The organism is Alteromonas sp. KS69 (assembly GCF_003989595.1).
Taxonomy (GTDB): Bacteria; Pseudomonadota; Gammaproteobacteria; order Enterobacterales; family Alteromonadaceae; genus Alteromonas; species Alteromonas naphthalenivorans.
The window spans coordinates 1-26,508 of sequence record NZ_PYHU01000035.1; the positions used below are offsets into that span (position 1 = coordinate 1).

11 protein-coding genes are annotated in these 26,508 nt (G+C 43.7%); 3 read left to right on the forward strand and 8 right to left on the reverse strand.

Translation table 11 applies throughout. From position 1 onward, the window contains the following. Window positions 1-355: 355 nt before the first annotated feature. Entirely contained in the window at window positions 356-619 is a 264-nt protein-coding gene (locus C7Y69_RS16215; protein ID WP_126873385.1) for a Rho termination factor N-terminal domain-containing protein, read from the forward strand. A 156-nt stretch (window positions 620-775) separates the two neighbouring features. Here C7Y69_RS16215 and C7Y69_RS16220 read toward each other — a convergent pair whose 3' ends face one another. After that, a complete protein-coding gene (locus C7Y69_RS16220; RefSeq protein WP_126873386.1) occupies window positions 776-1,960 on the reverse strand; it encodes a pyridoxal phosphate-dependent aminotransferase in 1,185 nt (394 codons plus the stop codon). Between the two features lie 610 nt (window positions 1,961-2,570). After that, window positions 2,571-6,989: a hypothetical protein gene (locus C7Y69_RS16225; RefSeq protein ID WP_126873387.1), complete on the reverse strand. Its 4,419-nt coding sequence runs from the start codon at window positions 6,987-6,989 to the stop codon at window positions 2,571-2,573. A gap of 180 nt (window positions 6,990-7,169) precedes the next feature. Between C7Y69_RS16225 and C7Y69_RS16230 the strand changes: the two genes are divergently transcribed. Then, window positions 7,170-7,595 (forward strand): hypothetical protein, encoded by a 426-nt coding sequence (locus C7Y69_RS16230; RefSeq protein WP_232363195.1) that lies wholly within the window; start codon window positions 7,170-7,172, stop codon window positions 7,593-7,595. Window positions 7,596-7,743: 148 nt separating this feature from the next. On the opposite strand, the gene recD is transcribed toward C7Y69_RS16230, so the two are convergent. The 3 genes from recD to recC are packed head-to-tail and all read right to left on the reverse strand — an operon-like array spanning window position 7,744 to window position 17,596. Next, on the reverse strand, window positions 7,744-9,915 hold the full coding sequence (recD, locus tag C7Y69_RS16235) for an exodeoxyribonuclease V subunit alpha (RefSeq protein WP_126873388.1): 2,172 nt from the start codon (window positions 9,913-9,915) through the stop codon (window positions 7,744-7,746). After that, window positions 9,912-13,994, reverse strand: coding sequence for an exodeoxyribonuclease V subunit beta (recB, locus tag C7Y69_RS16240; RefSeq protein WP_126873389.1), 4,083 nt, complete (start codon window positions 13,992-13,994; stop codon window positions 9,912-9,914). The genes recD and recB overlap by 4 nt, the downstream gene beginning before the upstream one ends. Further along, complete coding sequence (recC, locus tag C7Y69_RS16245; RefSeq protein WP_126873390.1) at window positions 13,991-17,596, reverse strand: exodeoxyribonuclease V subunit gamma; 3,606 nt, start codon at window positions 17,594-17,596, stop codon at window positions 13,991-13,993. The genes recB and recC overlap by 4 nt, the downstream gene beginning before the upstream one ends. Before the next feature lie 593 nt (window positions 17,597-18,189). On the opposite strand from recC, the gene C7Y69_RS16250 reads away from it, so the two are divergent. Then, a complete protein-coding gene (locus C7Y69_RS16250; RefSeq protein ID WP_126873391.1) occupies window positions 18,190-18,843 on the forward strand; it encodes a dUTP diphosphatase in 654 nt (217 codons plus the stop codon). 107 nt (window positions 18,844-18,950) lie between these two features. On the opposite strand, the gene C7Y69_RS16255 is transcribed toward C7Y69_RS16250, so the two are convergent. The 3 genes from C7Y69_RS16255 to C7Y69_RS16265 all read right to left on the reverse strand — a co-directional run bounded on the left by C7Y69_RS16255 (window position 18,951) and on the right by C7Y69_RS16265 (window position 26,498). Continuing rightward, window positions 18,951-20,630: an AMP-binding protein gene (locus C7Y69_RS16255; RefSeq protein ID WP_126873392.1), complete on the reverse strand. Its 1,680-nt coding sequence runs from the start codon at window positions 20,628-20,630 to the stop codon at window positions 18,951-18,953. Window positions 20,631-20,896: 266 nt separating this feature from the next. Next, window positions 20,897-25,078 (reverse strand): EAL domain-containing protein, encoded by a 4,182-nt coding sequence (locus tag C7Y69_RS16260; protein WP_126873393.1) that lies wholly within the window; start codon window positions 25,076-25,078, stop codon window positions 20,897-20,899. A gap of 112 nt (window positions 25,079-25,190) precedes the next feature. Beyond that, on the reverse strand, window positions 25,191-26,498 hold the full coding sequence (locus tag C7Y69_RS16265; protein WP_409513436.1) for a ribonuclease J: 1,308 nt from the start codon (window positions 26,496-26,498) through the stop codon (window positions 25,191-25,193). Window positions 26,499-26,508 lie beyond the last annotated feature (10 nt).

Consider the following 26,508-nt stretch of genomic DNA (forward strand, 5'->3'; position numbering starts at 1 on the left):
GTGGAATTATCGGACGCTTACTTTTTAGCCGTTACGTTAAGCAGCTTATATGGCTGCGGTTCAGACAACAACGACGATGAGCAAACCACTAATGCCACATTAACATCCCCTGATGTTGATACCATTTCTGATGCAAATAATGATGGAAACAGCGATGGATAAGTAGGGTCTATTCCGCTTATTTGCTTATGTATTAGCTTCTGTATTAGCTTCTGTATTAGCTTCTGTATTAGCTCATTACCTTTTATCTATCAGTGCACCAAAATTGCCGAGTTGAAGTATACAAAGTAAGACTTAATTAACCTTATCGGCTTTTCTGCTACCTACCGATGAGAAAAAAGTAAAGGAGAATACTATGGCTAAGCAACACGCAGCCCAGATTAAGAACGACGACACGTATGAAGCGCTTCGGAATAAAGGCTACAGCAAAGAAAAATCGGCCAGAATTGCCAACGCGCAAGCCAACGATGAGCAATCGCCCTCGAAAAAAGGTGGTGAAAGTAAAAAATATGAAGAACGTACCAAGAAAGAGCTTTACGACAAAGCTAAAGAAGTAGGTATTTCAGGTCGCTCAACCATGAGTAAAAGTGAGCTTATTGATGCGCTACGACATCATTGATACTGCATTGAGGGTGCTTTACTAGAGAAAGCGTATTTTGAATGCTAATGCGTATTAGTAAAGGTAAGGTAAAAAGCCGATGGTTTTGCTGTTGTCGTACCCCATAGAGGTATCAACAAAACCACCAGCATTTAGTCTTTATATTGCGTTACAAACTTATGCTAAAACCGTTTTTAATGCTTTTACGCACGCATCCGTTTCTTCAGGAATACCTACACTGATTCGTGACCATGTGTCGTAGCCAGGCCATGTACGGCCAACTACTTTAATTCCTTGCGCTTTCATTAACTTTGCAAACTCGTCGTGCGGCATACCGGTATCCATATAGATGAAATTGCCTTGCGGGTTTTTCGCATAAGCCTGGCCTAGCGATTCAGCAGCGGCCGTTAGCTTCTCACGTTCTACTTTTACCCTTGTACGCATGGTATTTAGGTTTGCATGATCTTCCATGCTAGCCATACCCGCAACTAATGCTAAGTAGTTCACACCACCCATACGCAACATGCCACCTAATTGTTTTGCTTGTTCAGCGGGTAGAATGGCATAACCTAAGCGTTGGCCTGCCATGGCATGAATTTTAGAGAAAGTGCGGCAAATAACCACATCATGCCCTTCGGCCACTAACTTTGATTGTACATTAGCTGGATAAGCGTCTGACATTTCGATATACGCTTCATCGATAAATACCTGCGCCTTTTTAGATACCCGTTTTGCAAACGCGGTAAGCTTAGCCGCATCTACCACTGTACCCGTCGGGTTATTAGGGTTACAAATATATACGGCAGTGGTGTCTTCAGTAACCGCAGCTTCAATCGCGTCTAAATCGGAATTCATATCAGCATCTAGCGGAACGTAAGTTACGTCAGCGCCCATGAATTCTGCGCCACGAGGTACACCCTCGTAAGTAGCCATAGACGTTACCAGTTTATTACCATTTTTTGTAATCCAATCGGCGTAGCCAAATAAAATGGGAGAAGAGCCATTGGTAACAATAATTTGATCTTCAGATACCCCTTCTTGTGCAGCAATTTTGCTTTTAAGCACATCCACCGTTGCATCTGAATAGCGTGCTAAGTTGAATAATTCACCTTGCATGGCATCTACCGCTTTAGCTGAAGGGCCAAAGGCGTTTTCATTAGACGATAAACGAACAAGGCCGTCGCTTACATTAGGGGTAGCAGTAGGAAAGTGATCCGTTTTCATACCTGCTGCGCTAAGTTCTTTAATGCTAGAGTCTACGCATGCTGTTAGTGCAACTGCACCTGCACCTATACCTACTGACTTTAACCAATTACGACGTGATGAGTTAACTGATGGATTATTTTTTAATTCTTGTTTCATTTGCCACTATGCCTAATAAGTACACCGAACTTTAGATTAATGGGTAACAAGCGGGCATGCAAGAGAGAATTTTTAGTAACCCACTGAATTCATTGCACTTATTTAGTGCGCGCAATGCTCAAAAATGTACATCACTTTCTAACTGCTACATTAATATTTTAATTATTCTTTAAATCAGATGTCGGACAATCCGCATACAATGCGGTGAAAACCTGATATTTTGCTATAGCGGAGCATAAGGTTTTGTTACGCTAGAATTTCGTCCGTTTTTTACCAAGAAAGGGGATTAGTGACGCATTTTCATCATTCACGTTTGACACTATTATCATAGAAATCAAAAGAAAATAGCCTATTTTAGCAGCAATGTTTTTATCGTCCTGACTACAAGCCTCCCTCTATTTTTTAAAATCTTTCGGCTTAAAAGACGCGCCTAAACATGAGTTACAGTTCACTTTTTTGTATACTTTCCACTATTAATCTGCTTGATCCCCAAGCTCATTTAAGCGCACCGAATACGATGAACATCTTGCTACGTGTTGGTGCATTGTGGTGCATATGAAGATTTAGAAAAAAACGGCTTTTTCTGATCATCCTTCAGCATTTTTATTGGTCAGTCTTTAGGTAATATCTCTAATGTTCTAAGGCTAGACAAATTCGTAATTAACATGGGTAATACTCCTAGCACTGCCGCTAATGTAGTAATAATAGAATCGAAGGCAATGTTGGCACTGAAAATCACTAACAGAAATAATAGCCCCACCAGCATAAATAATGGCGGTCGCAAATTATGCCAAATACTCGACCGCGTTTCTTTAAGCCATACCTCAATGTGCTTCGCAGGCTCTGCGCTCATGACAAATTGCCTGAAGCTCTCATTCACCAAGTGCCATCCGCAATCTCGATAAATTAGTCCCCTTCGTTGTAAATGACCAATAATTTCAGCACTGGCTGGGTTTAACTTGGCACCTTGGGCAAGCTGTAACAAAATGAGCCGTTCATTCGTGGTGCATTGCTCCCACCGCATGCGATAAGCAGGCCGGGCGTGGTGAACAAAAAACTCAACGATTTGCTGAGGAGACCAGTAATTGTCCAGTTTCAATGCGTGTTGCACCTCTTTTAGGTGAGCCACATTAACGCCATTCAGCGCAGACAATACTGCATCAATATTTTCTGCTGAGCGCTTTAGCTTTATTTCTAGATGGTAAATGAGAAACGCCCGTTGCACATCGAGTAAATCGGGCCAGTACGTAGATTCATGCGCCAGTACCGAAAAGGCGGTAGGCGATGTGGTGAGGGTATTTTTCTTACTGGCTACCCAATAATAATGTATATAAAAACTGCGAAGTAATTTGCTCCACTGCCATAACTCGTTTTTACTCGGTAAATGTTGAGTTTCAAACGCAGGGAAGCTCTCGGCGTGGCTAAGTAACTGCATCGGTGACATTTCAGATACTAATATCAAGTGACACTTGTGTTTTTGAAGGGTTTGAATAAGCTCAAATGCGGCATCCCGTTCGGCGTGATCAAGCAGTGCTTTGTTTAGCCCTTTTAAAATAATGGTTGGCGTATTTTCAAGTTCATCTATTTTTAATATTTTATCAAAATCGGGTTCTTTCACCCGAGTGAGCCAATCTTGAATGTCACCCACTTTATTCTCGAAAATGGTATATTCGTGGGCTAAAAATGCGTTTTCTAAGTCAGATTGGCTAAGTTGGCTAATAAACTGAACCTGCATACGTTCAGAGTGTTGTGGTGTAAGTTGTTTCCAAATGTACTCACTGTCTTCTGCTTCAGATGGAGGGCGCAAGCGATAGCTGTCAAAAATATGCTCACCTAACAGCTTGCGACTAATAAGCAATAGGGCTGCACAAAACACACTGAATACGAAAACAGCAGTAATCATTAGCACAGGTAAAATATAGAAGGCACTGGATGATCGCATGAAGCGTTGTGATGAGTAATGGAGTATATGGTTACTGGTTGTTTTTATGTCAGTCCCCGCTTTGAATCGATACTCGGCTGCAGAATCCGTTTGCAACGCTAAACTACTGACAATAGCGTTAATAAAAGTATCAGTGTTGTTGTTCAATACCGATGAATAGTCTTTAGCTTTATCTAATGTTACCCAATTCTCTCGTTCTAATGCCGGGAATATGGTCTTGAAGGGGATCTCGGGGTTAGCAGCTGGTAGCCCGTCTCTTGCGCTCAATGGCTCTTGATACATTAATGCTCGATACTGCTGGCTTTCCAATGAGACATGTTGCTGCATCTCTAATAGATGTTGGTTCTGGAAGGTTGCCTGCCCTTCTAGCATGTAGCTATTTACGCTATTCACTAATAGAACCGTAGGTACAACCGTAACAAGATAAATGCATCCCGCTAAATACCAAATGTAACTGTTCGGCACGCGACTACTCAACTCAGACAAACTACTGGGTTTTTTATCTGATTGAACAGCAATTCCCTCGCGGACTGATTTTATCCACATTAAGCAGGTAGAGAACAAAAATAATCCGATCCCTAATAGCGGAAAAAACAGCGAATCGTAGCTTGAGTGAGATACATGGCTGTTTTCAGTATTAGTGAAAACTCCCGATAAAAGCAGTAATGACAGCGAGGCGAAGCAAACCAACGGAATAAAGAACGGCATTCGAACTAATAAACCAGGCGTGCTTACGTATCGCCATGCTAAAGCCTTTAATGATAATTTCTTACCCTCTATTTCAACGGGCACAAAGATAAATTGCAAAATGATGAGCATGAACGTTAACGTAAAAGACAAAAAGGCCAACCGTGGAATAACGGTATCGATAATGCCAATGGTGAAAATTTGCATAGCGCAAGCAGACCAAATCCATAAGGCCAACCAGCGATAAGTTTTACGCTCTCCCCCTATGACATTTGCGTTAGGTGTAGTGCTATTTGGGTTAGGTATAGCGGTATTTTCATCATCGTACTGATAATGAAACAAACGCGCCCACACACCTTGTGAGCTAATGTATCGGCTAATTAGTACTAAGGGAATTAACAGGGTTAAGTAAAGGATAACTGCTAGAAACACCAGAAGCATATTAACCTGCGACGCTTCTTCTTGGTTGTAGAACACCACAAGCGCCCATTCAGGTATGGTAGAGTGCAATGGCCCAATAACCATGCTGTGTTCTTCTCCGCCATAATCTAACTGGAGCTGCGCGGGCTGGTCAATGTCTATATTCTGTAAGTTGGATAGCGTCGTTAAAAGCTGTAAATCGTGTCCGTTTTCAGCCACGAAATTCTCCACTAAGCTTCGCTCTTCGTTACTGTGGTAGAGCACTTTCCCCACTTGGTCGATAACGGCATACCCTATATTTTTCGGCATTACGCGCTGATTTAAGCTGGTCAGTAGCGTACCTATAGAGCTTACACGCTTGGTTATTTCGCCGGTGCCATTTTCCCCATCTTTATCGATATGTTCGAAAACCAATTGGCTATTAAACCTTGCATCATCGATATTGCGTATTCGTTCAATGAAAAATTGCTGGGGTATAGCGTTAGTTGATTCAAGCAATTTTTCACAGCAAACTTTTCGCCTTGTAGTGTTATAGTGAAATTTACCAACAAGCTGTATGTCTAGGCGCCACAGACCTCCATTCCACGCTCGTTTATAGTACTCACGTTCATTTAGAGGTGTTTTTTTAAAGTTATGAAGGTTTTTATGCGGGCGAAAAATCATGTCAGGCCTGTTCTCTTTATAGCGACTCACCACACCGCTTTTGCCAAGCAAGAACCAGTTTTCAATAAAATAAGCGCTGGTATCAGCTACTGATTGCTCATTAATAAGCGAGCAATTCAATAAATCAGTCACGTTGACACTATTCTCGCTACCGCCTGAATCTACACAGCCTGAAATGACATCACTTTGGCTTCTCTTAAAATAACGAGAATCTAATAACAACAGTTCCGATAACTCTTTATCGAAATCTGAACTTATCATTTTGTGTATATGTGTGGAATCTAGGGTCTTTTGTTGAAGCCAATATCTAAAAAAAAGCTGATCGCTTATCGCAATCGTGGCAACTCCAACTAAAATAAATAACCCTAAAATACATTGGGTAACATCAGAACGCGTATAGCTATAGGTGGGAGCACAGTACTGAATTTTAAGAATAGGAAGTGTAGCAACGAGCAGTGTTAAAAAGAGTACTATCCATAACGCTGTATTGTTACCAATTTTAAGGTTATTGAGGACCACTTCTTTTTTTTCTACGAAAGCTAGCAGGTAGAGCGTCGTTGCGTCGTCTTCACCTCCAGTGTTTAAGCCAGTTATTGTAATGGGTTGCCGATAAACCCGAAGGTATAGCCCAGCAATTTGCCTATCTACAGAATCACTCGCCTTTAGATTACCTTTACTACCCGTTTCATTATTTTCTTGTTTGCCCAGTAATTCTTCTACGTTTGAAAAGCGAAGATCAGACAGCGCTTTTGCGAAATTACTATGTCTTTTTTCCGCAATGACCTCTCCATTCTCATCACTGATCACCAGTAATGGAAACGGGCTTAAATGATTCGAGATAAGGTCAGCGATGGGCACTGTTACCGTGTTATGCGCTACATGAACTTTAAAAATACGAGATTTTGCGTCAAATTCGCTGTTAACTTTATTTGCTTCGACCCTAGTGGGTTCTTCGGTACTAACATCATTTTCTACTTCATTTTTAGTGGTACTATTCACTATCACAAGGTGTTTAAAGTTTTCATTCGAACTAATACGCTTTTTAAACTCACTGACTTTTTCATTGCTATTGTGGCTCTCATTTCCACTTTCGTTTTTAGTTTCTTGAGGCTTAAACTCCTCTTTCACGCTTGTTAAAAGCATATCAATAGACTGCTGTAGGCTCTTGCCCGCCTCATTTAATTGCCGCAGGTAACCATGGTTTTGCTGAATTTCATTCTGTTGAATTCGAAGAAAGTAGTATGCAGAGCCCACCAAAATAGCAATGAGCAAAAGTAGGCTGTAACGTTTGAGGGCTTCATGTCTGCCTGTGTGCATAATCCATACATCCATGTCGAATTAAGATAAATAAGTATGGCTCACACAACCAAATTTGTACATTTTTTAAACAGTTTATTTATGACGACTTAAGCGATAAACAGAGATTTAACCCGTTTTGATCCATATCAACGCTATTTTGCCTGACATAAACCACACTACAGCTATCCCGAAACCAACATGACTACGTGTATGCTCTCGCTAGTAAATAACAGCAATACAAACCACGACATTCATCCTGAACATCATGGCTTGTATAAACTTAGCTTAAGCCCTAATGCGGATATTGCGGTGGCGAGCAAGCCAGTCTTTGGTGCGAGTATTACTTTTCACGCAGACCTACTCACTCACAACAGCTTCATTGTTAAACCTGACAATTTATTAGGATGGGTAGATATGGGGGGACTAGCTTATTTTACGATTTGTTCAGGCCAGCTTCCCCTAGGCGTCAATAACGTGAATGGCAATGCAACCACGCTACCTTCACAATTTATAAGCGCGGAAAATGGCATGCTGCGCTTCACGTCAGCACTTCGCATATACCTACTGGCAAAAAAGCCCAGAGACATTCAGGAACACGGGTTATGTTACTTCACCCCAGTATAATTAAAGACATAAAGCGACGCGCAGACAGATCAGCAAAAATGGTATTTCTTACTAAGGCTGCGCTATTAGCTACTGGCGCTACTTTTTTCGAGTTGTCAGCAGCTTATTCTCGGTTTCTTTAGGAACGCTAACGGTAGACGGCAACACGTTATTCACCTTCTAAAACGCACATCTTAATCGCTTCTGATAAACCTGAAAAACGCTTATCTCGCCGTTCTACCATAGCGCTAAATGTGGTGGTGTTCGCGATAATCAAACATCCTTCTTTCGCCCGCGTTAGGCCGGTGTACACTAGGCCCCGATGAAACAACCCTGCGGCTTTTTCACTTTCCGGTTTAGGCAGTAATAACACCACGTATTTAAATTCTGAGCCTTGCGATTTATGTATTGTCATTGCAAATACCGTTTCAAACGCAGGAACCCGAGATAACGAAATTGAACGTAGGTTGCCGTCTTGAGTTTCAAACCAAGCCAATAGCTTTCCATTAAAATCAGGCCAGATAATACCCACCTCACCATTTGATAAGCGCTGTGGATGATTGTTTTTCACAATCATAATGGGCTGGCCTTGGTAGAAAAAACCTTCGCGGCGTTTGATATTGTGTTTAATCGCATCGAACACCAATGCATTTAATCCTTCTACACCCATGTCGCCTTTTCGTATCGGGGTCAACCATCGCACGCGATTGAGCAAACTAAGGGCTTCTTTCGCGCTTTGCGCTTGAAACACAGGTTCGTAACTTTCTTGTGCTAACTTTTTTAACGCGCTGATTGTGAACTTACTTTCAGGTTGTATAAATACACCATCTTGTAGCCAGCGATTTTTGTCGCTTAGGTTTTTAGGCTTTTGGCTGGAAGCGTTTTCTGTGAGTAGCTTTTCTGTGGCAGCATCTGAATGCATAGCATCAAGCGCCTGCTTGCTTTTTCCTGCCTGAATAGCGGTGGCAACTTCAGCTACCTGCCCTTTAAATCGCTGAGGGGCTTGAAGGGTATGTACCCAGGTTTTGGCATTTTCGTTGAGCGGAAGTAAAGGCAGATGTGGACAGAGGGTAGCGATGTGCTGACGTAGTTCGCTAGTCACTGCGCCTAGGTTATTTTCAGATATACCCATTTCGGCAAACTCTGCTTCGTCGCTATCGTGCACAAGTTGCTCAAGTACATTCCCCAACTCTACAGCAGGCAGTTGATCGGCATCACCAATAAAATACAAACGCGCACGAGGCGGTAGAGCGCGAATAATTCTAGCCATGAGTGCCAAATCTACCATGGACGCTTCATCCACTATAAGCACATCAAGCATAAGCGGGTTGTGCTGATTATAGCGTGTGGCGATGGTGTGTTCACGTAGACCTAACAACCTATGTAATGTGACAGCATCAGTAGGTACACTATTTAATAATTTGTCATCCACCTTACCCCGTAAGGTTTCCAAATTACTCACAATAGACTCGGTCATGCGCTGCTGCGCTTTACCTGTTGGGGCGGCTAGTACTATGCGTTCATTCTGGTTACACGCTTGAAGCGCTAATAACAGCCTGAGTACGGTGTAGGTTTTCCCTGTGCCAGGGCCACCGTTAATAACACTAAATTGTTGCACTAAACTTTTGGCCACCGCAACTTGTTGCCAATCTTGCTCATCAATGGTGTTGGTTGGAAACATTGCTGGCCACAAGGCTTTAACCCGTGATAGCCCGTCTTCACTTAGCGCTGTGATATGAGTTCGATTAGCGATACTGGCGGCTATCTCTTGTTCAAAGTTATAGTAGCGCCGGCTATACAATTTGCCTGATTGATACACAAATAGCGGGGATATCTTGTTATTCTTGTCATCCTTTTCACTGCCCAGTGCCTTTTTAATTACACTGATCATTTCGGTAAGGCCTGGAAATTTGTAGCCTAACTTACGAGATGACGTAACTGAATTTGATGTTGTAGGTACAGCTTGTAAATGTGATATCTGAGCAGAATGGGGCTCAGATTCGATCCAAGGTCGTGAATCAGGGTCGATTTCTAATTCACGTTCTTGTTCCTGTTCGGAATCAGTTTCTAATTTGGCTTCTAATTCGGCTTCTGATTCGGCTTCTAATTCGGCTTCTGATTCGAGAAGGGGCTCAACAAACAACCGAGCTCCCGCGACTTCAGTGAGTAACAAGCAACTATGACCGCTGCGCTGCATAAATGACAACGTTACCAACAGGTGTAACCAAATAACCTGTTCAGCGTCGGTTAGGCTTTCGCAATGCGCAAACTCCAGTGCCACAAAACGATCGATAGCTTCAATGCCGAAAAGTTGTTCTAAGTACTCGTGACTATTTATCATAAGTCCAACTCCCCTTGCACTGCATCGGCTGACGGGTCATTTAAGCCTTGCTTGTTTGAAAGCGCTTCGCTAGAAACCGTTTTTCCTGAAGGTTCTTTTTCTTCTTCTTTGTCGTCGATGACGTCTATGCCTTCGTCTGCAATCTCTGGTGCAATCTCTGAGCCTGAAAATAAGCGATCCAATGCCTGTAGCGTTGCGCTATCTATGGGCGTGAAAAAGACGCCCTCCCCGTTCGTATTGCTTGGGTGCATGCCTCGCAAATACAAATAATACACGCCTCCAAAATGCGCTTCGGGCGTATAGTCAACAATGGCATTCTTTAAGTATCTATGTAGTGCTAAGCAATAGATTAAATACTGCAAGTCATATAGATGGTGCTGATTATTAGCGTTTAATGCTTGAGGCATATAGTGAGACACACTGTCGCCTAGCCACGTAGATTTATAATCGGCAACATAGTACTTACCTTCATAGGTAAATATTAAGTCGATAAAACCGTGCATCATGCCTTCAAGGGCCGACATCATTAAAGACGGAACAGGCTCTGCTGTAATAGGTTCTGATATAGATAAAATTGTGGCAGATTCGCCACTGTTATCTAGTGCAAGCTGCTTTGCCACAGACTTTCTATGTTCGAATAATATGTGCTTTAGTTCGCTCCATTTACTTTCGTTCATGGGAAAATAAAACTCCGCTTCCCGAAGGGTTTGCGGTAGTGAAAGGTCTGATAAGGTTAAATGACTCGGCGCCTGCTTTGTACCCAATGGCGTAGCTAGCACTTCGTCTAACCAGTTATACAAATCGTCTGTACGCGATGCTTCTAAACCAAATCGAACGGCAAGTTCAGCGCCGTTTTCATTCCAATCAGGCGCAGAAAAGTCGTTTAGCTCGAGTAAGTCATGCAATAAATTACCGGCGCTCGCCCCTTTTTGTAAGGTAAAGCGTATTTGGTTCTGAGAAACAACCTCAGCAGAGTTAACCTCAAAACCATCATCTGATGTTATCTCTTCGTCTCGCACGGTTTGCATAACGGGTATGCTGGGTACTGTTTGGCTAACATCTTTTACTGCTTGGCTTGCTGACATCACCGTCATGCGGCTAATGGCCGAGAAAGAATATAACCGCCAATCTTCGCTGCTTGTACCAGCAAACGTTAGCGTATTTAAGGGGACAACCGTTTCTGTACTGTCAAAGCTTGAGTACTCATGCGCCATCGAATCAGCACTAATGTGAGTAGCGTGAGCATCGGGTTCACGAGCAATCGCGTCTAGCATGGTGCCCCAATCACGACCTTCATCGTCATTAATGTTAAGAGCTTGGGCCAAGGCGGTTTTTTCATGTCCGTCTAGTGGTAATACGCCCATATAACAGCGATGAGCTGCACGGGTAACGGCTACATAGGCTAATCGCATTTCTTCAGCGTCGCCCTCTTTGCGTACCCGTTCAATTGCCGTATTAGTGCGTCCTAATTGCAGCTGCAATTCTTGGCTCTGTTCATCGTAATAGGTGAATATTTGCGAGTACGACTTTCCACTTTTCGCTGGGTCTCGGTAACCCGTAGCAAAGGGAACAAACACAATGGGGTACTCTAAGCCCTTAGACCCGTGCTGGGTAACCAAGCGTATTAACTGGCTGTCACTTTCAAGTCTTAGCGTCATTTCTTCATCACTTTCAGGCTGATGAATTTGCTTGTGTAACCAATCAAGTAATTGCTCGGGGCGCTGATGGGTTGCCCCCGCTTTTTCTAAGGTTTCCGCTAAATGTTGGTAATTAGTAAGCGCGCGCTCTACTTCTGAACCATATGGTGTGTAATTCTCTTGCATTAAGTGCAGCAGTACGCTCATGCAGCCTTTTTGAAGCCACATATCACGTAGTGAGGTAACCTTGTCATAGGCTTCATCCCATAGCGCATCGTCTTCGTGATACAACAAATTGACTAGGGTTTGCGGTGTGTACCCCCATAAAGGTGAAGCTAAACTTGAGGCCACCTTGCTGGTATCTGTGTTGTGCCACACACCATTAAGTAAGCGCAGCACATCTTTAGCCTCGGGGGTGGCAAATAAATTACTTCTATCGCTTAAATAAACGCAGGCTAAACCCTGTTGCTGTAATACATATTTAATGACGGAAGCTTCATTACGGTTTTTTACCAGTATGGCAATATCGGCAGGTTTAACCGGTCTAGCGGGTTTAGTGGGATCCTTTTCATCTACAAAAGTCACCTCGTTAAACAAACGGTAAATCTCTTGCGCTATCCATTGCGCTAAACCACGGCGTAGCGTATTCGCATCACTTTTTTCATCTAAGCTGAAGCTCACGTAATTCATTGCATCACGTTCGTCATTAGGATCGTTAAGTGGATGCGTTGCTGCCGCGGCTTTGGGTGTAAATTCGACCGGATTGTATTGAATATTAAAGCCGAACACATCTCTAGGGCTAGGCGCTTGTGTGCCTAGCTTTTGTAGATCAGACCCTTGTAGATCAGGCTCTTGTAGAACGGGGGCTTGCGGAACCGGCGCGCCATAAAAAAGACGGTTATAGGCCTTCACCATACCGGCGACCGAACGCCAGTTGATGTTCATTACCCAGCGATAATCGGCCTGCTGCCCTGCTTTTAAATAAGTAAATATGTCGCCGCCCCTGAAGCGGTAAATCGCTTGTTTGGGATCGCCAATCATCAGAAGCGCGTTTTCGCTTTTCGAATTGCCAGCGCCTGTTTCGAAACCCGTATCTTCTTTAGCGCTAACATCACTACCGTGAATAGATGCTTTGGGATAGACCGCATCTAAAATAGCGTATTGCTTGGCATCGGTATCTTGAAATTCATCAATTAACGCAACGGGGAATTTCTTTCTAAGCTCAGGTACTAAGCTATTATCAGGCTTAACCACTTCATCGGCGAGCATACGAATAAGGTCGTCAAAGTCGATAACCCCAAGTTGCTGCTTTTGCGCCGCTACGTTGCTTTTAATAAAGCTAATGGCATCGTTGATTAGGGTAAAAACGGGAATTTTATCGAGATTATCTTGCTTGTCTTTGCATGCTGCTAATATCGCATCGGCAAAGCCTTTAATGGGTGCAAGAATTTCTTTTACCCCAGACTTATTTCTACCAAACCGACGACCATCAAGAAACGCGGCTCCTTCTGCCGGTAGCGGCTCATATTCACCGCTTTCAAGCCAAGATTTGAGCGCAGCAAGTTCAGGTGTACGCACCGCTTTATGATCAGGTTTTTTAAGTAGTTGAGCGTGAATAAGCGCTTCGTTATCCACAATATTATTATAATGAAAGGTAAACTGTGCAGGCGCAGTACTCTCGTTTTCGTGCAGGCCAGCGATAAACGCTTTTTCTATGGTTTCTTCATCTAGCAAAACCGGCGTAAGCGCACTTCTTACGCTTGATGAGAATTCTTTTAATAGGTTGTCTGGCACATGCCAGCCTTGTTCCGCCAACAACATGAAGTCGTCTTCATTTTGGGAGACTTTTCTTATCCAATCCTGTGTTGCTTGCAAATAGAGATCGTTAGTGTCTTTACTTAAGTTCAGCGCCATTGCAAAACCACTATTAAACGCTAATTGCCCAATCACATGCTGGCAAAAGCCATGAATAGTGAAGACTGACGCATCATCAAGTTCTAATTGCGCAGCTTTTAGCAGGGCCAAACTGTCTTTCGGTGAACAGGCCCTATAGAGGTGGGCATAGACAGGATCGGCACTGTTTAATAGCGCAGCTAGGTCAGCGCTTTCCTTTACATCGTCATTGTCGATACTAGCGCTATCATTACCAGCACTGGCACTAGCTGTATTAATGTCATTAACGTCTAAACAGGCTTCCCAAAACGCGGAGGCTTCTCGCAGCGTTTTGGCTACACGGCCTTTAATTTCTTCGGTGGCCGCTTTGGTGAAGGTCATCACCAAAATCTCTTTTACGTTAAGTTTTTTCTCTAACAATAAGCGTAAGTACAAGCGGGTGATGTTGTAGGTTTTACCCGTGCCCGCACTGGCTTCAATTAAATGCCTGCCGTTTAGGGGCATGGCTGGCACGTTTAGCAATTGCGAAGCACTTTTAGACAAGCTCATAACTGCTCCTGTGATGAAATGTTAGCCACCAATGCAAACAACAAAAATGCGTGTGTGGCTGGCACATCATGCCAACTCACGCCATCAGGAAATAACCATTTAACATAAGGGTTGCTCGCGATATCAGCAGTAAATTGCCCTGATGACTGAAGCCAATTTTTGAGTATGCGCTGGGCATCATCACTGGCAAAAAATGCACGTATATCCGGTATTAGCGACTTGCAAGATTCATCTGTGTCTTCAGTATCAACGCCGCCTTGTATATCTACACTTTCTCTATCTTCTATATCGTGGCCGCCAAGGCTAGCCAGAAATGTGGGTAAGGAGATTTTGTTTGCCAGAAGAGTTCCGGGGGATTTTTTTGTGCCACTGACTACTGCACTCATTAATGAGCTATATACGGGTGTTGGGGCGCTCAATATCTCAACAAACAATGATTCAATACTTAGCAAAATTTGGTAGGCTGTGGTTTTATCTACTGACGGAAAGCTACGCTTCATTAGCTTGGTTTCACCTTTTACCCAATCGCAGTAAAAGATATCTAGCGGGTATTGTGTATAGGGTGTTACTTCATCGCTTGCGCTAAACACAAGCTGTGTCATAAAGTAACCTAACGCTCTAATGTCATTCACCTTGCCTGCGCACGGCTGCATCAAGCTGTTTCCACCTTCAAGCGCACTCGCGGTAAACGTAAAGTGTTTGCCTGCAAATTGCGCCCGTTTGGGTTCGGCATCATGAGGTCCCATCGCTTGGGTAAGAGCTACCGCGCTTTCCTTCCACAGCTCAAGCTCCTCTTGCGCCACCGGGTTATTGGGAATGTCACCACGAAGCGTGGCGAATTGCACTACCCTATCGCTGTGCTGAAGGGTTGCTGCATTGGCATCATCAAATGAAGCACTGGAAGAAAACATAGCATCGAGTACTTGGTACCGCACTAGTGCGTTGGTTTCAAAAGGTTCGCTATTGTCTAGCAAAGTCACCGATTGGGATAAATTTACCCCCAATCGCTGCTGAGAAAAGAACGCTAGTGGGTCGCTAAACGCTCGAGCCACCTGCATACACTGAAAGCTGGTATTTTCAGGCGAGCTGTCTACCGCCAAAGGCGCGAGTGAATGTGCTTGTTCCCCAGCTTCTTTGCTGCTTTCTTCGCTGCTTTCTTCGCTGGTGTCAATGTTGCGGCCACCCGTAGCGGCGTCTCGTAGTGATTGGGCTAGACGCAACCAGCCCGTTTCATAGCTTGGAAGTGTGCCGGTAAAAGCACTTTCACTAAACGGGTGCAATGGGGCATGTTTTAAATAATGACCAATGTTTACCTGATAGCCCGTGTCTAACATATCAAGAAATTCGCCTAACACTAGGCTGGGCTGCCGCTCACTGTTATTTTTTACATCGTTACCTTGGTAGCTTAAATATAGGCTTTCTCTGGCCGAAATAATCGCTTCTAAAAAAAGATACCTGTCTTCTAAACGACGAGAACGATCGCCCACTCTTCTATCAGGCCCCGCCATTAAATCGAGCCCTAACGGTGTAGACTTACGCGGAAACTCGCTGTCGTTAAGCCCTAATATGCACACTTTTTTAAACGGGATACTACGCATAGGTAGCATGGAGCATACCGTGACTTGCCCCGTCATAAAGTGATTACCCGCATCGGGAGAGGAAAATCGGCTTAACAGTAATTCCCGCACCTGACGTAAACTTAAATCGTAGGTATAATCGGCTTCTTCACATCGAGCAGACAAATCAGCGGCAACTTTAGCAATAAGATCCCAGCTGTGTTCTTGTTCTTTGGTTGGCGTAAAGCAGGTATCACGCAGGGCCAATAAATCGGCACCCCATGCATTCGGGCTTCGCGGGGTATTAAGCTCAGTGGCAAATCTGCCTAGTAACTCAATAACATGGATAAGCTTACCAAGCGTTACCGTCGACTGACCTTCCACATCAGGAATAGTCAGCATGTCGTCAATAACACCTTCACTATCTGGCGCTAACATACCTAACAATAAACGCCTAATTCCCCACCACCAGCTGTAAGTGTTTTCATGGGTGGCCCCTGACGATACATTGGCTTTGTGGCTACCATTTAATCCCCAGTGAATATGGGCTTGCTTAAGCCATACCGTCATTTGATCAATATCGTCTTGTGCAATACTAAAGCGCTTTTGTACCGCATCTAGTTGTAAGTAATCCACGATATCTGATACGCCAAAACGGCTATCTGGCAAATGAAGTAGCGTCATGTAGGCGGCAATAAGAGGTTCTGCATCCATGGGGCTTCTATCTGCGATAGAACATGGTAAGCGTACAGGCCCATTGCCCCCTAGCGGTTTGGTACCCACTCTATGAAATACGGTATCAACAAATGGGGCATAGTTTTCTATCGCGGGGCACATCACCAGCACGTCGGATGGCGTTCGCGATGAGTCTTGCGATAACCAGTGCAGTAAATGATCGTGCAACACCTGTACTTCCCGCAGCGCTGAATGCGTACACATAATGGTAACACTGTCATCAGCGTTATCGGTGTTGTCTGCTTCTGTGCTCTGTATGCTTGCGAAAGGCATAGCGGGTAACGCTTCTAATATGTCGTTGTGAATTTGGTTTAATAGTAACGTTTCACCCGTTTCGCTATCTGCAGGAATAGGTGCGTCGAAGGCACTGACTTCAAAGGTCTCTAAATCGGTGAGCAAATTAAAAAGCTCTCTGCCCTGCTGGCCCAAATTGCCTAACAGCGGGTTACTTTGGTCTTGCTGCATCCATTTCTCTAGGCCATCTATGCGCAGTTGCCTTGCAAGTTCACTATCGCTTTTCGCATCGCCCCAATAATTCACACTTGGGTTCAGATGAAAAATATGAATATCAATGTGCGCCGCTAGCGCATCGAAAAAGGCAATCAACTGCGGCGCCATAGTGTTTATAGCAAACACCACAATACGATTAGGTAATTCGCTATCACCACTTTTTAGATGATCGCCGTTATTTAACGCAGTCAGGGTAAGTTGGTGCAGTCGTGCAGGATGTAAAGGTTCTTGCTTGACTAGATGGCGCCATATTTCACTTTGCCAAATTTCAGATTCATCATTGCTTTTACGCTGGCTTTCTTCCCATGCAAACAGCCAATCTGGACGATATAACAAATATTGCTCGTACACATCGGCAAGCGCCGTTGCCAATTGCAACCGTTGTACGCCCTGCTCTTGCTCACTTCCCGCTTGTAACCAGTATTTATTAACTTGCTCGAACGCTGCCGAAGATTGTAGAGATGCCTCTTGTCCTGATACCTCTAGTCCCGATGCCTCTAGTAAAAGGGCATCAATGCGCCATACGAGGACTTCACGTCGATAAGGTGATTGCTTAGGTACTTTATCTTTACCCAACACCAGCCTTGCCGTGTTCCACATAAATCTAACCGGCAAAGGAAAATCAAGATTCATCGCCACGCCCTGCTCTTTAGCAAGTTGCATACTTACCCAATGCTGCATACCTGGGCTTTCTACCAGTATGGTTTCAGGCGTAAAAACACCATTGGGTTGATGCTTAATTAGCGTGGTAAGGAGGAAGCTGAGGTGTTCAAGTTTGTTCGATGGATAAAGCGCGAGCAATCGGAAAATCCTTTGTCGTATTCAGCGGGCGTTATGATAATGAGTGTATCGTAATTCGTTGGATAGGTAAGCTGAAATTAGACAGATTTAAGCGATATTATTAAGGGGTGGTATTTAGTAGATAACTAATAGGGACAGACAATAAAAAGAAAAAAACCCATACAGGCCTCAGGACACGAAAAACCTGTATGGGTAAGGTTTACGGGTTACCCAGTAGCAACGTGAATAAACGTTGCCTGGCGCTCATTCACGTTAGCGCTACTGCATAACACAGTTAACAAAATTGATTTTGCAGGTTAAGTGCCAACTTTTATTTTCAATTAAAACAACGAGTTAATTAAAACTCTAATTTATATAAGTCTTTCCTTAGGTTACTAATGGTGCAGATGCACCATTTATGCACCATGAATAAAGCTTCTATCAAGCACTAAACGAGGGACTGACACCCTGAACCTGCAACGGAATTTAAGCTAAATAAGTCATCAATAAACATTCACTGACTCTTCGCATTGCAGTACAATTTCCTCAATTAGAAATTAAGCATACCGCAACCTAGTGCTTAATTTGATAAAGACTTAGTTTTAGGAAAAATAATGCTTACACAACAACAACTTGCCACCATGCTTGCGCTACAAGACAAAATGAACACAAAAGTTAATCCCGATTGGATTAACGCAGGCTACGGTTACTTGCGAGCAGCCATGGTGGAATCCGTTGAAGCTATTGAGCACCACGGCTGGAAATGGTGGAAAGCACAGCAAAAAGACTTGCCACAACTGCAAATGGAATTGGTTGATATTTGGCACTTCGCTCTATCTGCATGCATCATTGATTCTGAAGGTGAAGTCAGTACTGCTGCTGAAAGCATTGCCGCGCAATTGGCGTTAGGTGATGTTACCGTTACTTTCGACGGCAAAGACTACCACCCCAAACAACAGTCGCTGCTAGACAATTTAGAGTTGATGACGGGGCTTTGTGCCGCTAAACGTTTTAGTGTGCCGCTTTTCATGGAAATTGTTGAGCAGTGCGATATGCATGCCGATGAACTTTATCGCCAGTACGTGGGCAAAAACGTTTTAAACTTTTTCCGTCAAGATAACGGTTATAAAGAAGGCACATACAAAAAAGAGTGGCAAGGCCGCGAAGATAACGAACATTTGGTGGAAGTCATGAATGACTTGAACCTGTCTGACGCCAGTTTCAGTGACAACGTGTATAAAGGGCTTCAAGCAAGATACACTGCGTAACCTAAATGACTTAGTGCTAGTTGCGCTTTACCTAACAGCACCTACAAAAAAGCCGAGCATAGTCATGTGCTCGGCTTTGTTATTTTTGATGCTGCTAAACTGATAAGTTAAGCATCTACCCACACTAATTTTTCTTTGTATTCACCTTGAATAACAATATCAAAGCGCTCTTCAAGCACATGACGTTTTACCTTGAGTGTAGGGGTAAGTAAGTCGTTCTCAATGCTCCACTCATTTTTCATGATAACTACACGATCCATGACCTGATGGCTCTCTAGTTTCGCATTGATGTGTTCGAAGGTCTTTTTAAGACTAGCTTCAACACTGGATTTATCATGCTTTTGTGCATCTTCACTTAGTACTAATAAGGCGACAGGCTGAGGAAGGTTATTCCCCGTTACACAAACTTGTTCTACGATAGGGTTTTCCATGAATTTGGCTTCAATAGGCGCTGGCGCTACATATTTACCCTTGGCTGTTTTGAAAATATCTTTCAATCGGCCAGTAATCTTAACGTAACCGTCTGCATCAATAACACCTTTATCGCCCGTACGAAGGTACTTATCTTCAGTAAAAACTTCTGCCGTTTTATCGGGTTCTAAGTAGTATTCCAGCATATTACAAGGCGCTTTAACCTGAATCTCACCTTCTTCTGAAATGCGAACATCAACGCCATCATAAGCTTTACCGATACAACCAATCTTGTCGTGGCGGAAAGGTACGCTGCTAGTACCGTAGGCACTGTTTTCCGTCATACCCCAACCTTCTGAGATATACACACCAATTTTAGCGAACCATTCAATAACGGCAGGCGCTAATGGTGCTGAACCACTGGCCCATAATCGCGCGCTGTCGATACCAATTCCTTTACGTACTTTCTTCGCTACCAGCTTATTGATAATTGGAATTTTCAGTAAGGTATCGAGCTTTTTCTGTGGCATTTTAGCCAACACGCCCATCTGAAACTTAGTCCAAAGGCGAGGTACAGAAATAAACAAGGTAGGTTCGCAGTGAAGTACATCACGTTGGAACGACGATAACGTTTCAACAAAGTGAATTTTGCCACCACTGTAATAACTTGCCAATTCAACCAGTACACGTTCGGTGATGTGAGCAAGAGGAAGATAGCTTAGAAGCCTATCGTCACGGTTGACGTTAAGTTGCTCTAACGATTGCTGTGCAGCCCAACAAATAGTGTAATAACTATGTACTACCCCTTTCGGCTGACCTGTACTGCCTGACGTATAAATAATGGTCATGATGCTGTTCATATCTTGAACAGGCGAGTCATCTATTGGCGAACAATCGATAAACTCTTTCCATTGCTGCTTAGTAGCGATATTCGGATAAGGAAAGGCAACAGTATTATATTCAGCTGGAATAGAGGCTACTTGCTCTGCAGTATTATCTAATTTGCCTACGAATAATAATTGAACGTCGGCGTGCTTTAGAACGTATTGTACGGTATCAGGGCCAGCAGTAGAGAAAATTGGCACGGAGACGTGCCCTGCCATCATAATACCTAAATCGGTAATGAACCATTCGGCACAATTTTTTGAGAAAATACCAATACGGCTACCCGCAGGCAATGCCATTTCTTCAAGGCGTTTTGCCACGCAGCGAGCTAGGTTACCCACCTGCTTCCACGTATAATTTTGATATTCACCATTAACAGGCTGAGTAAGGAAAACGTCGTCCCCACTGGTTTGTTCCCAGTGGTACAACATACTTAATGGCGATTTAATCACTTCAGTGCTGTTTGCATTTGCTGTCATGTCTAGCGGCATAGGTCACTCATATGTTGTTATAATGTAGCTTATTTTTACAATCATTTCACAGATCTCTAATAAGCCTTATTTTCAGATGAATAACAAGCTTTTTAAACGGACGTTTACATTTCATGCGATGAATGACGTGGCATAGCGCCTGAAATTTAGATTTCTTATAGTTTAGACTTAACTTCTATGATGATCTAATACGCGTTAATTTTAAGCAAACACGCATCTCCTCATCACTTTAAAAGTTAACAATGCACTTAATTAGCAAAATGCACTCACCATTTTTTGTTCAGGTAGGGGAATAGTTCGCTGCTAGGCATAGGTTTAGCGTAAAAGTAGCCTTGGTGTAAAACACATCCCTTCTCAGACAAACTTAACGCCTGCTCTTGAGTTTCTACGCCCTCAGCAACACTCAGCATATTTAAGCTACTAGCAAGGGTTATAGTGGTGGTTACCAAAGCATCATTCGCATTGCCTGGCGCCATATCGTCAACGAAGCTTTTATCAATTTTAAGTACCGATAGTGGGTAACGTTTAAGATAACTTAGCGACGAGTAGCCAGTGCCAAAATCATCTAACGCTAGAATAAAACCTGCATCAACAAAGCGCTCAATTTGACGCAGCGCATTGTCACTATCATCCATCAACACACCTTCTGTAATTTCAAAACGAAACGCTTCTTTTGGCAGATTGAATTCTTTTAGTAACGAAAAAACACCTTCTAAATCAAATTCGGTTTTAAAATGAAGGGCAGATAAATTGATTGATACGAACCCTGTGAAGCCGTCTTCATACCATGTAGCAAGGTCTTCGGCAGCCCTGCGCATCGCCGCTCGAGTGACTTCAATAATATACCTTAGCTCTTCTAGTACAGGAATAAAGACGTCAGGATAAATGGGGTTACCATCAAGCTCGCCACGAAGTAACAGTTCAACCCCTACCGTGTTTTTTTCGTGGGTATTAATGATTGGCTGGTAATAATTGAAAAAACTGTCTTCAGAGTAAGCCCGTTTTATTAAGTTCTCTGTGATGAGCCTTTGTTTAGCCCTGTCGTTCATGTCTTTTGTGAAATACGTGAAGCCACTTAGCGTGTCTTTCTTTGCTGAATACATGGCCACATCGGCTTGTTTAATAAGCTCGGCGGGCTCTGTGGCATCGTCGGGGTAAAAGGCAATCCCCACACTGCATGACACCCGAAGCACTTCGTTAGCCAGCGAGATAGGTGTTTCAACCGACTCGATTAATTGTGCCACAAAGGAGGTTAGCCCATCCGTGGTTTTCATGTCTTCAATGACGATTACAAACTCGTCGCCGCCCAACCGCGCTACAGTACCTGCATCAGATGCTAGGTTACGCATTCTATTCGCCACGACTTTAAGTAGCTTATCGCCATAATCGTGACCAAGTGAGTCGTTAATACCTTTAAAGCGGTCTAGATCGACAAATAACACTGCCACATGGGCACTTTGTTGACGCGCTCCAGCAATAGCATGTTCTAGTCTGTCCAACAGTAAGCTGCGGTTAACTAAGCCGGTTAGGCTATCGTAATTAGCTAACTTTAATAGTTTACGTTCTGCATTTTTCTGTTCAGTAATATCAGACACCACAAGTAGATAATGATCAGCTTGCTCGTCTTTTTCGTTCCCTTTAACCGCGCTGATGTCTATAAGAACGTCGTACTGTTTTGTATCAGCACCTTCAATAACCGCCTCGTCTTTCCAGAACTCTCCCCCTTTAAGCTCAGAGAGCTTGCCAGATAGCTGCCATTCTAATGTAGGATAACGGGTAAAAAGCCTATCTATTTGCTTGTCTAGCGACTCTTTGGTGTTGAAATTAAATACGTTTTCAAATGCGGGGTTTGCAGCTACAGGCACCTTATTTTTATCAAAAATAAGTACCCAGTCGCGGGTTTGTCGAAACGCATCGCTAAAAAGCAACGCTTGCTGCTGCGCTTTTTGAAGTCGAAATAAATGACGCTGGCGTGAAACCACGTACGCAATAATCATCAGCAGTATTAAGGTGAAATACGCTGCATAAGCAAAGGGCGACCGCCACGGGACATAGGGCATCTCAAACGTTATAGTGGCGGGTAAAACGTTATATTCCACACTGCTGGCCAATGGCCCCACTGTGAACCGATAACGACCTGGCTCTAAGTTAGTTAAGGTAATTTTATCGTCTTCTGACACACCATCACTAACCACTTGGTTGTTGCGCAATAAGGTGTAGTGATACTTTGCTTTACCCACTCCATTCATCGACAAGGATGAAAAGTGAATGGTCATTCCGTAATCTTGATAATCCAAAGTGATACTCTGTCCGTTTAGATTACCCAGTGGAAGCCGTAATTCCCGGGAATCTACGCTAACGTCTGTAATTGCGGTCTGCCTGGAAATGAGATTGGAGTTGTTGCCTATCTGTTTCAGCAAAGCGGGTGAAAACACCACAACGCCGGAAGTAGAGCCGTAGGCGAGTCGCCCATCTATGAGCTCAAGTGATGCCCCTTGATTAAATTCTGACACCGATAATTCGCGGCCATAAATAAAGTTTTGCACTTGGGCTGAGGCTGGTGAATATCTGTGCAACCCAGAATGCGAACTAAACCAAATGTCCCCATTACTGTCTTTTTGTAGACCGTAAACGATATTAGAGAGCAACAAATTACTTTCGTTTAAATTGTAAAGCGGCTCAAAGGTATCAGCATCTACTCCGAATAACCCATACCCGCTAAAGGCTAGCCACAGCACACCTGTGTTATCGATAACCCACGACGTTATCGACCGTTCATTCGCTCGTTGTTTTTCTGAAAAACGATATACCAACTCGTGCTCTAGGGTAACTGGGTCGACCAACCATAAACCGCCAACCATGGCGAGAAACAGACGATTATTGTGATAAGGAGAGGCACCTAAGAAGCCAATGGAAAAATTGATATCGAAGATATCCTCGTCCAAATCGATAATATCTAACCTTTGCACGTCTAAGTTATAGCGGTAGTAATGATTACCAACAAAATATAAGTCGCCGTCAGCACCGATGGTAATACTCGAGTTCCATGCATTGAACACATCGCTATCAAAAGATGATTGCAATGGTGGTATGGTCAATTTCCCTGTGCTGGGGTCGAACAACCGAATACCCATGTATGTTTGCACAAACAACCTGCCATCGCCTGCGGGAACTAACTTTTCGATTAGCCACTCTCTCTCGGCGACGAATTCACTATCAGAGGTAATGAACTGTTCTGATGTGCGCGTAGTTAGGTTAAATCGATTCAGCCCATTCTCGGTACCAATCCACAAGACGTCCTTATCGGTTTGCGCTAAAGACCAAACCACACTGTCGCTTAGCGCGGTACTCTTGTCATTTCGATTGTTTTGAATCGCATAAATTTCGGCGCTTTTCACACCAAAATACAGTGCCCCCGCATAGACCGAACTTAACCATAAGTTCCCCGAATAATCGGTTTCAATATCAAGAATGCGTTTATTAGAGAGTTCTGTTCTGCCGTTATGTGGCTCAAGGATGTGTTCACTCACCCACTTGTTTTGGCTAAGTTGTAATTCAAAAAGACCTTCGTTGGTGCCAAACCAAAATGCATTATCGTCACGTTGTTCCATCGTCCAAATGTTACGGCTTCTCACTACTCGCTGAAATCCCGAGGGCTTACCACTAACAACATGCGACAACAACTCACCTTTCGTGGTCTGAAATAACCCATTAACCGTACCGAGCCAAATTCTACCTTGTGCGTCGTGCATCAGAAATTTGGTGTTTAGGTTATCCACGTCAGGCTCAATCCCGTTTAAGTAACTAACGGAGATAGCTGTTGCATCGGCATTGGATAAATCGAAGGCATCTAATCCATCACTAGTAGCCAGTAACAGCCAGTTGTCTACAACGATAATATCTCGAATAAAATGCCGCTGAGCAATCAGTTCGTCACTAAGTGTGAAGATTGTCTCGTAAGACATGGTGTTAGTGTCAAAACGAACGACCTGCTCAGGCATACCAATGAATAAGGTGGTTTCATTTTGCCAAAAAAACTGACTCACATCCTGAAACCAATCTTCTTGAGTTGAAAAAGGCAACGCCACTTGTTTGGTGATGGCTTGGGTGTCGAAATCAAGACGGAAAACACCCGACGCGTACGTGCTTATCCATAATGCTTTGTCAGTTTCTAAACTAATTTTGTTTATAGATGCATTAACGAAAAGATCGTTCGGGCCTTTTATGATTTTTGTTCTAACGCCATCCCAACGTGCTACGCCGCCATCAGTGGCTATCCATACAAAGCCATCTGCATCTATCGCGATATCGTTGACAACGTCTTGTGGAAGCCCATTTTTAGTGGACAGCGATTGAAATACGGGATTTGAAAGACGGGGAGACTCAGCGTAGCTAACAGTGCTAACGAAACAAACAGCAAATAAAACTGAGATTAGGTACCAGCGCATGACAACTCGTTTGAATGAATCGTTATTATTATTTGTTATAGTGTATCAGAATGTTTGAGTAAATTGCAGCCAGTACCATTAAGTTACTGAGACTCGCTTCCGTTTAACTTCATTAGTCTTGTTGGACAGGAACTCGCCCAGTATTAATAACTTGCCGCCGAATACTTGGTTGAGGTGCTAGGCGATACAAATCACCGTTTTGCCCCACGTAGTGTTTTTTCACCCCACATTCTTTAGCTATCATCGCGTGGGCTTTTAAGTGAACCTCTTCACCGTGTACAGGAATAGCAATTTGAGGTTTTACCCAATGATACATGAGTTTAAGCTCTTCGGCGCACGGGTGACCGCTTGCATGAATGGGCAGTTGGCTGTCTTCGCTCATTATTACTTTAACACCTCTAGCACTAAGCACACTGTTTACTCGCTTAATACTGTCTTCGTTACCTGGTATAGCAATAGCAGAATAAATGACGGTATCGCCTTTATCTAACTGTAAATGGGGGTGGCTGTCGTTAGCCATTCGAGAAAGTGCTGTATTTTTCTCGCCCTGACTACCCGTTGCCACGGCAAGCACTTCATTTGGTGGTAAGTACCCTAAGTGAAACGCATCTGCTACTGGCAAATCTACTGGCCAAATGCCCTTTTGGCGGGCAATGCTGTACATATTGATGAGTGAGCGACCGTACAGTGCGATGTAACGCCCGGTTTTTTGGGCAACCCTAGCAAGGGTAATTAGCCGCGCGATATTACTCCCAAAACACGTCACTACTACTCTGCCCTGCAGTGGTTTAATTGTGCTTAACAAACCGTCGTAGCAATTGCGTTCAGAGATGGAGAAACCCGGTTTCGTTGCATTGGTAGAATCTCCCACCATGGCAAGAATATTCTCCTTCCCTAGGGCGCGATAGGTATTACTATCAAAAGGCTTACCGGTAATTGGCTGGGCGTCAATTTTCCAGTCGGCAGTATGTAAAACCGTGCCCGCCGATGTGGCTATTTTTAACGCATATGGTTCGGGCAACGAATGGGTTACCGATAACCAACTAACATCAAAGGGCCCTAGTGTCAGCGTTTGCTCAGAAGCTATCTCTACTATAGGTACTTTATTGATCAATTTTGTTTGTGCAAGTTTGCGGCGCAACACTTCGGCAGTAAAAGAGGTGGTATAAATGGGGCACTGAAAACGCGCCCACAGATAGGGCAATGCGCCCACGTGATCTTCATGCGCATGAGTGATAACAATACCGGCAATATTTTCTTTTTGTGCTGCAATGAAGGTGGGATCTGGTGCAACTACCCTATGATGGGTTTGCTTGTTTGTGCCAGAATAGCGATAAGGCGGAATAAGCGGTTCGTCGAATGATACCCCGCAATCTACCATTAACCACTTGCCGTCATGCCCATACAGGTTCAGGTTCATGCCTATTTCC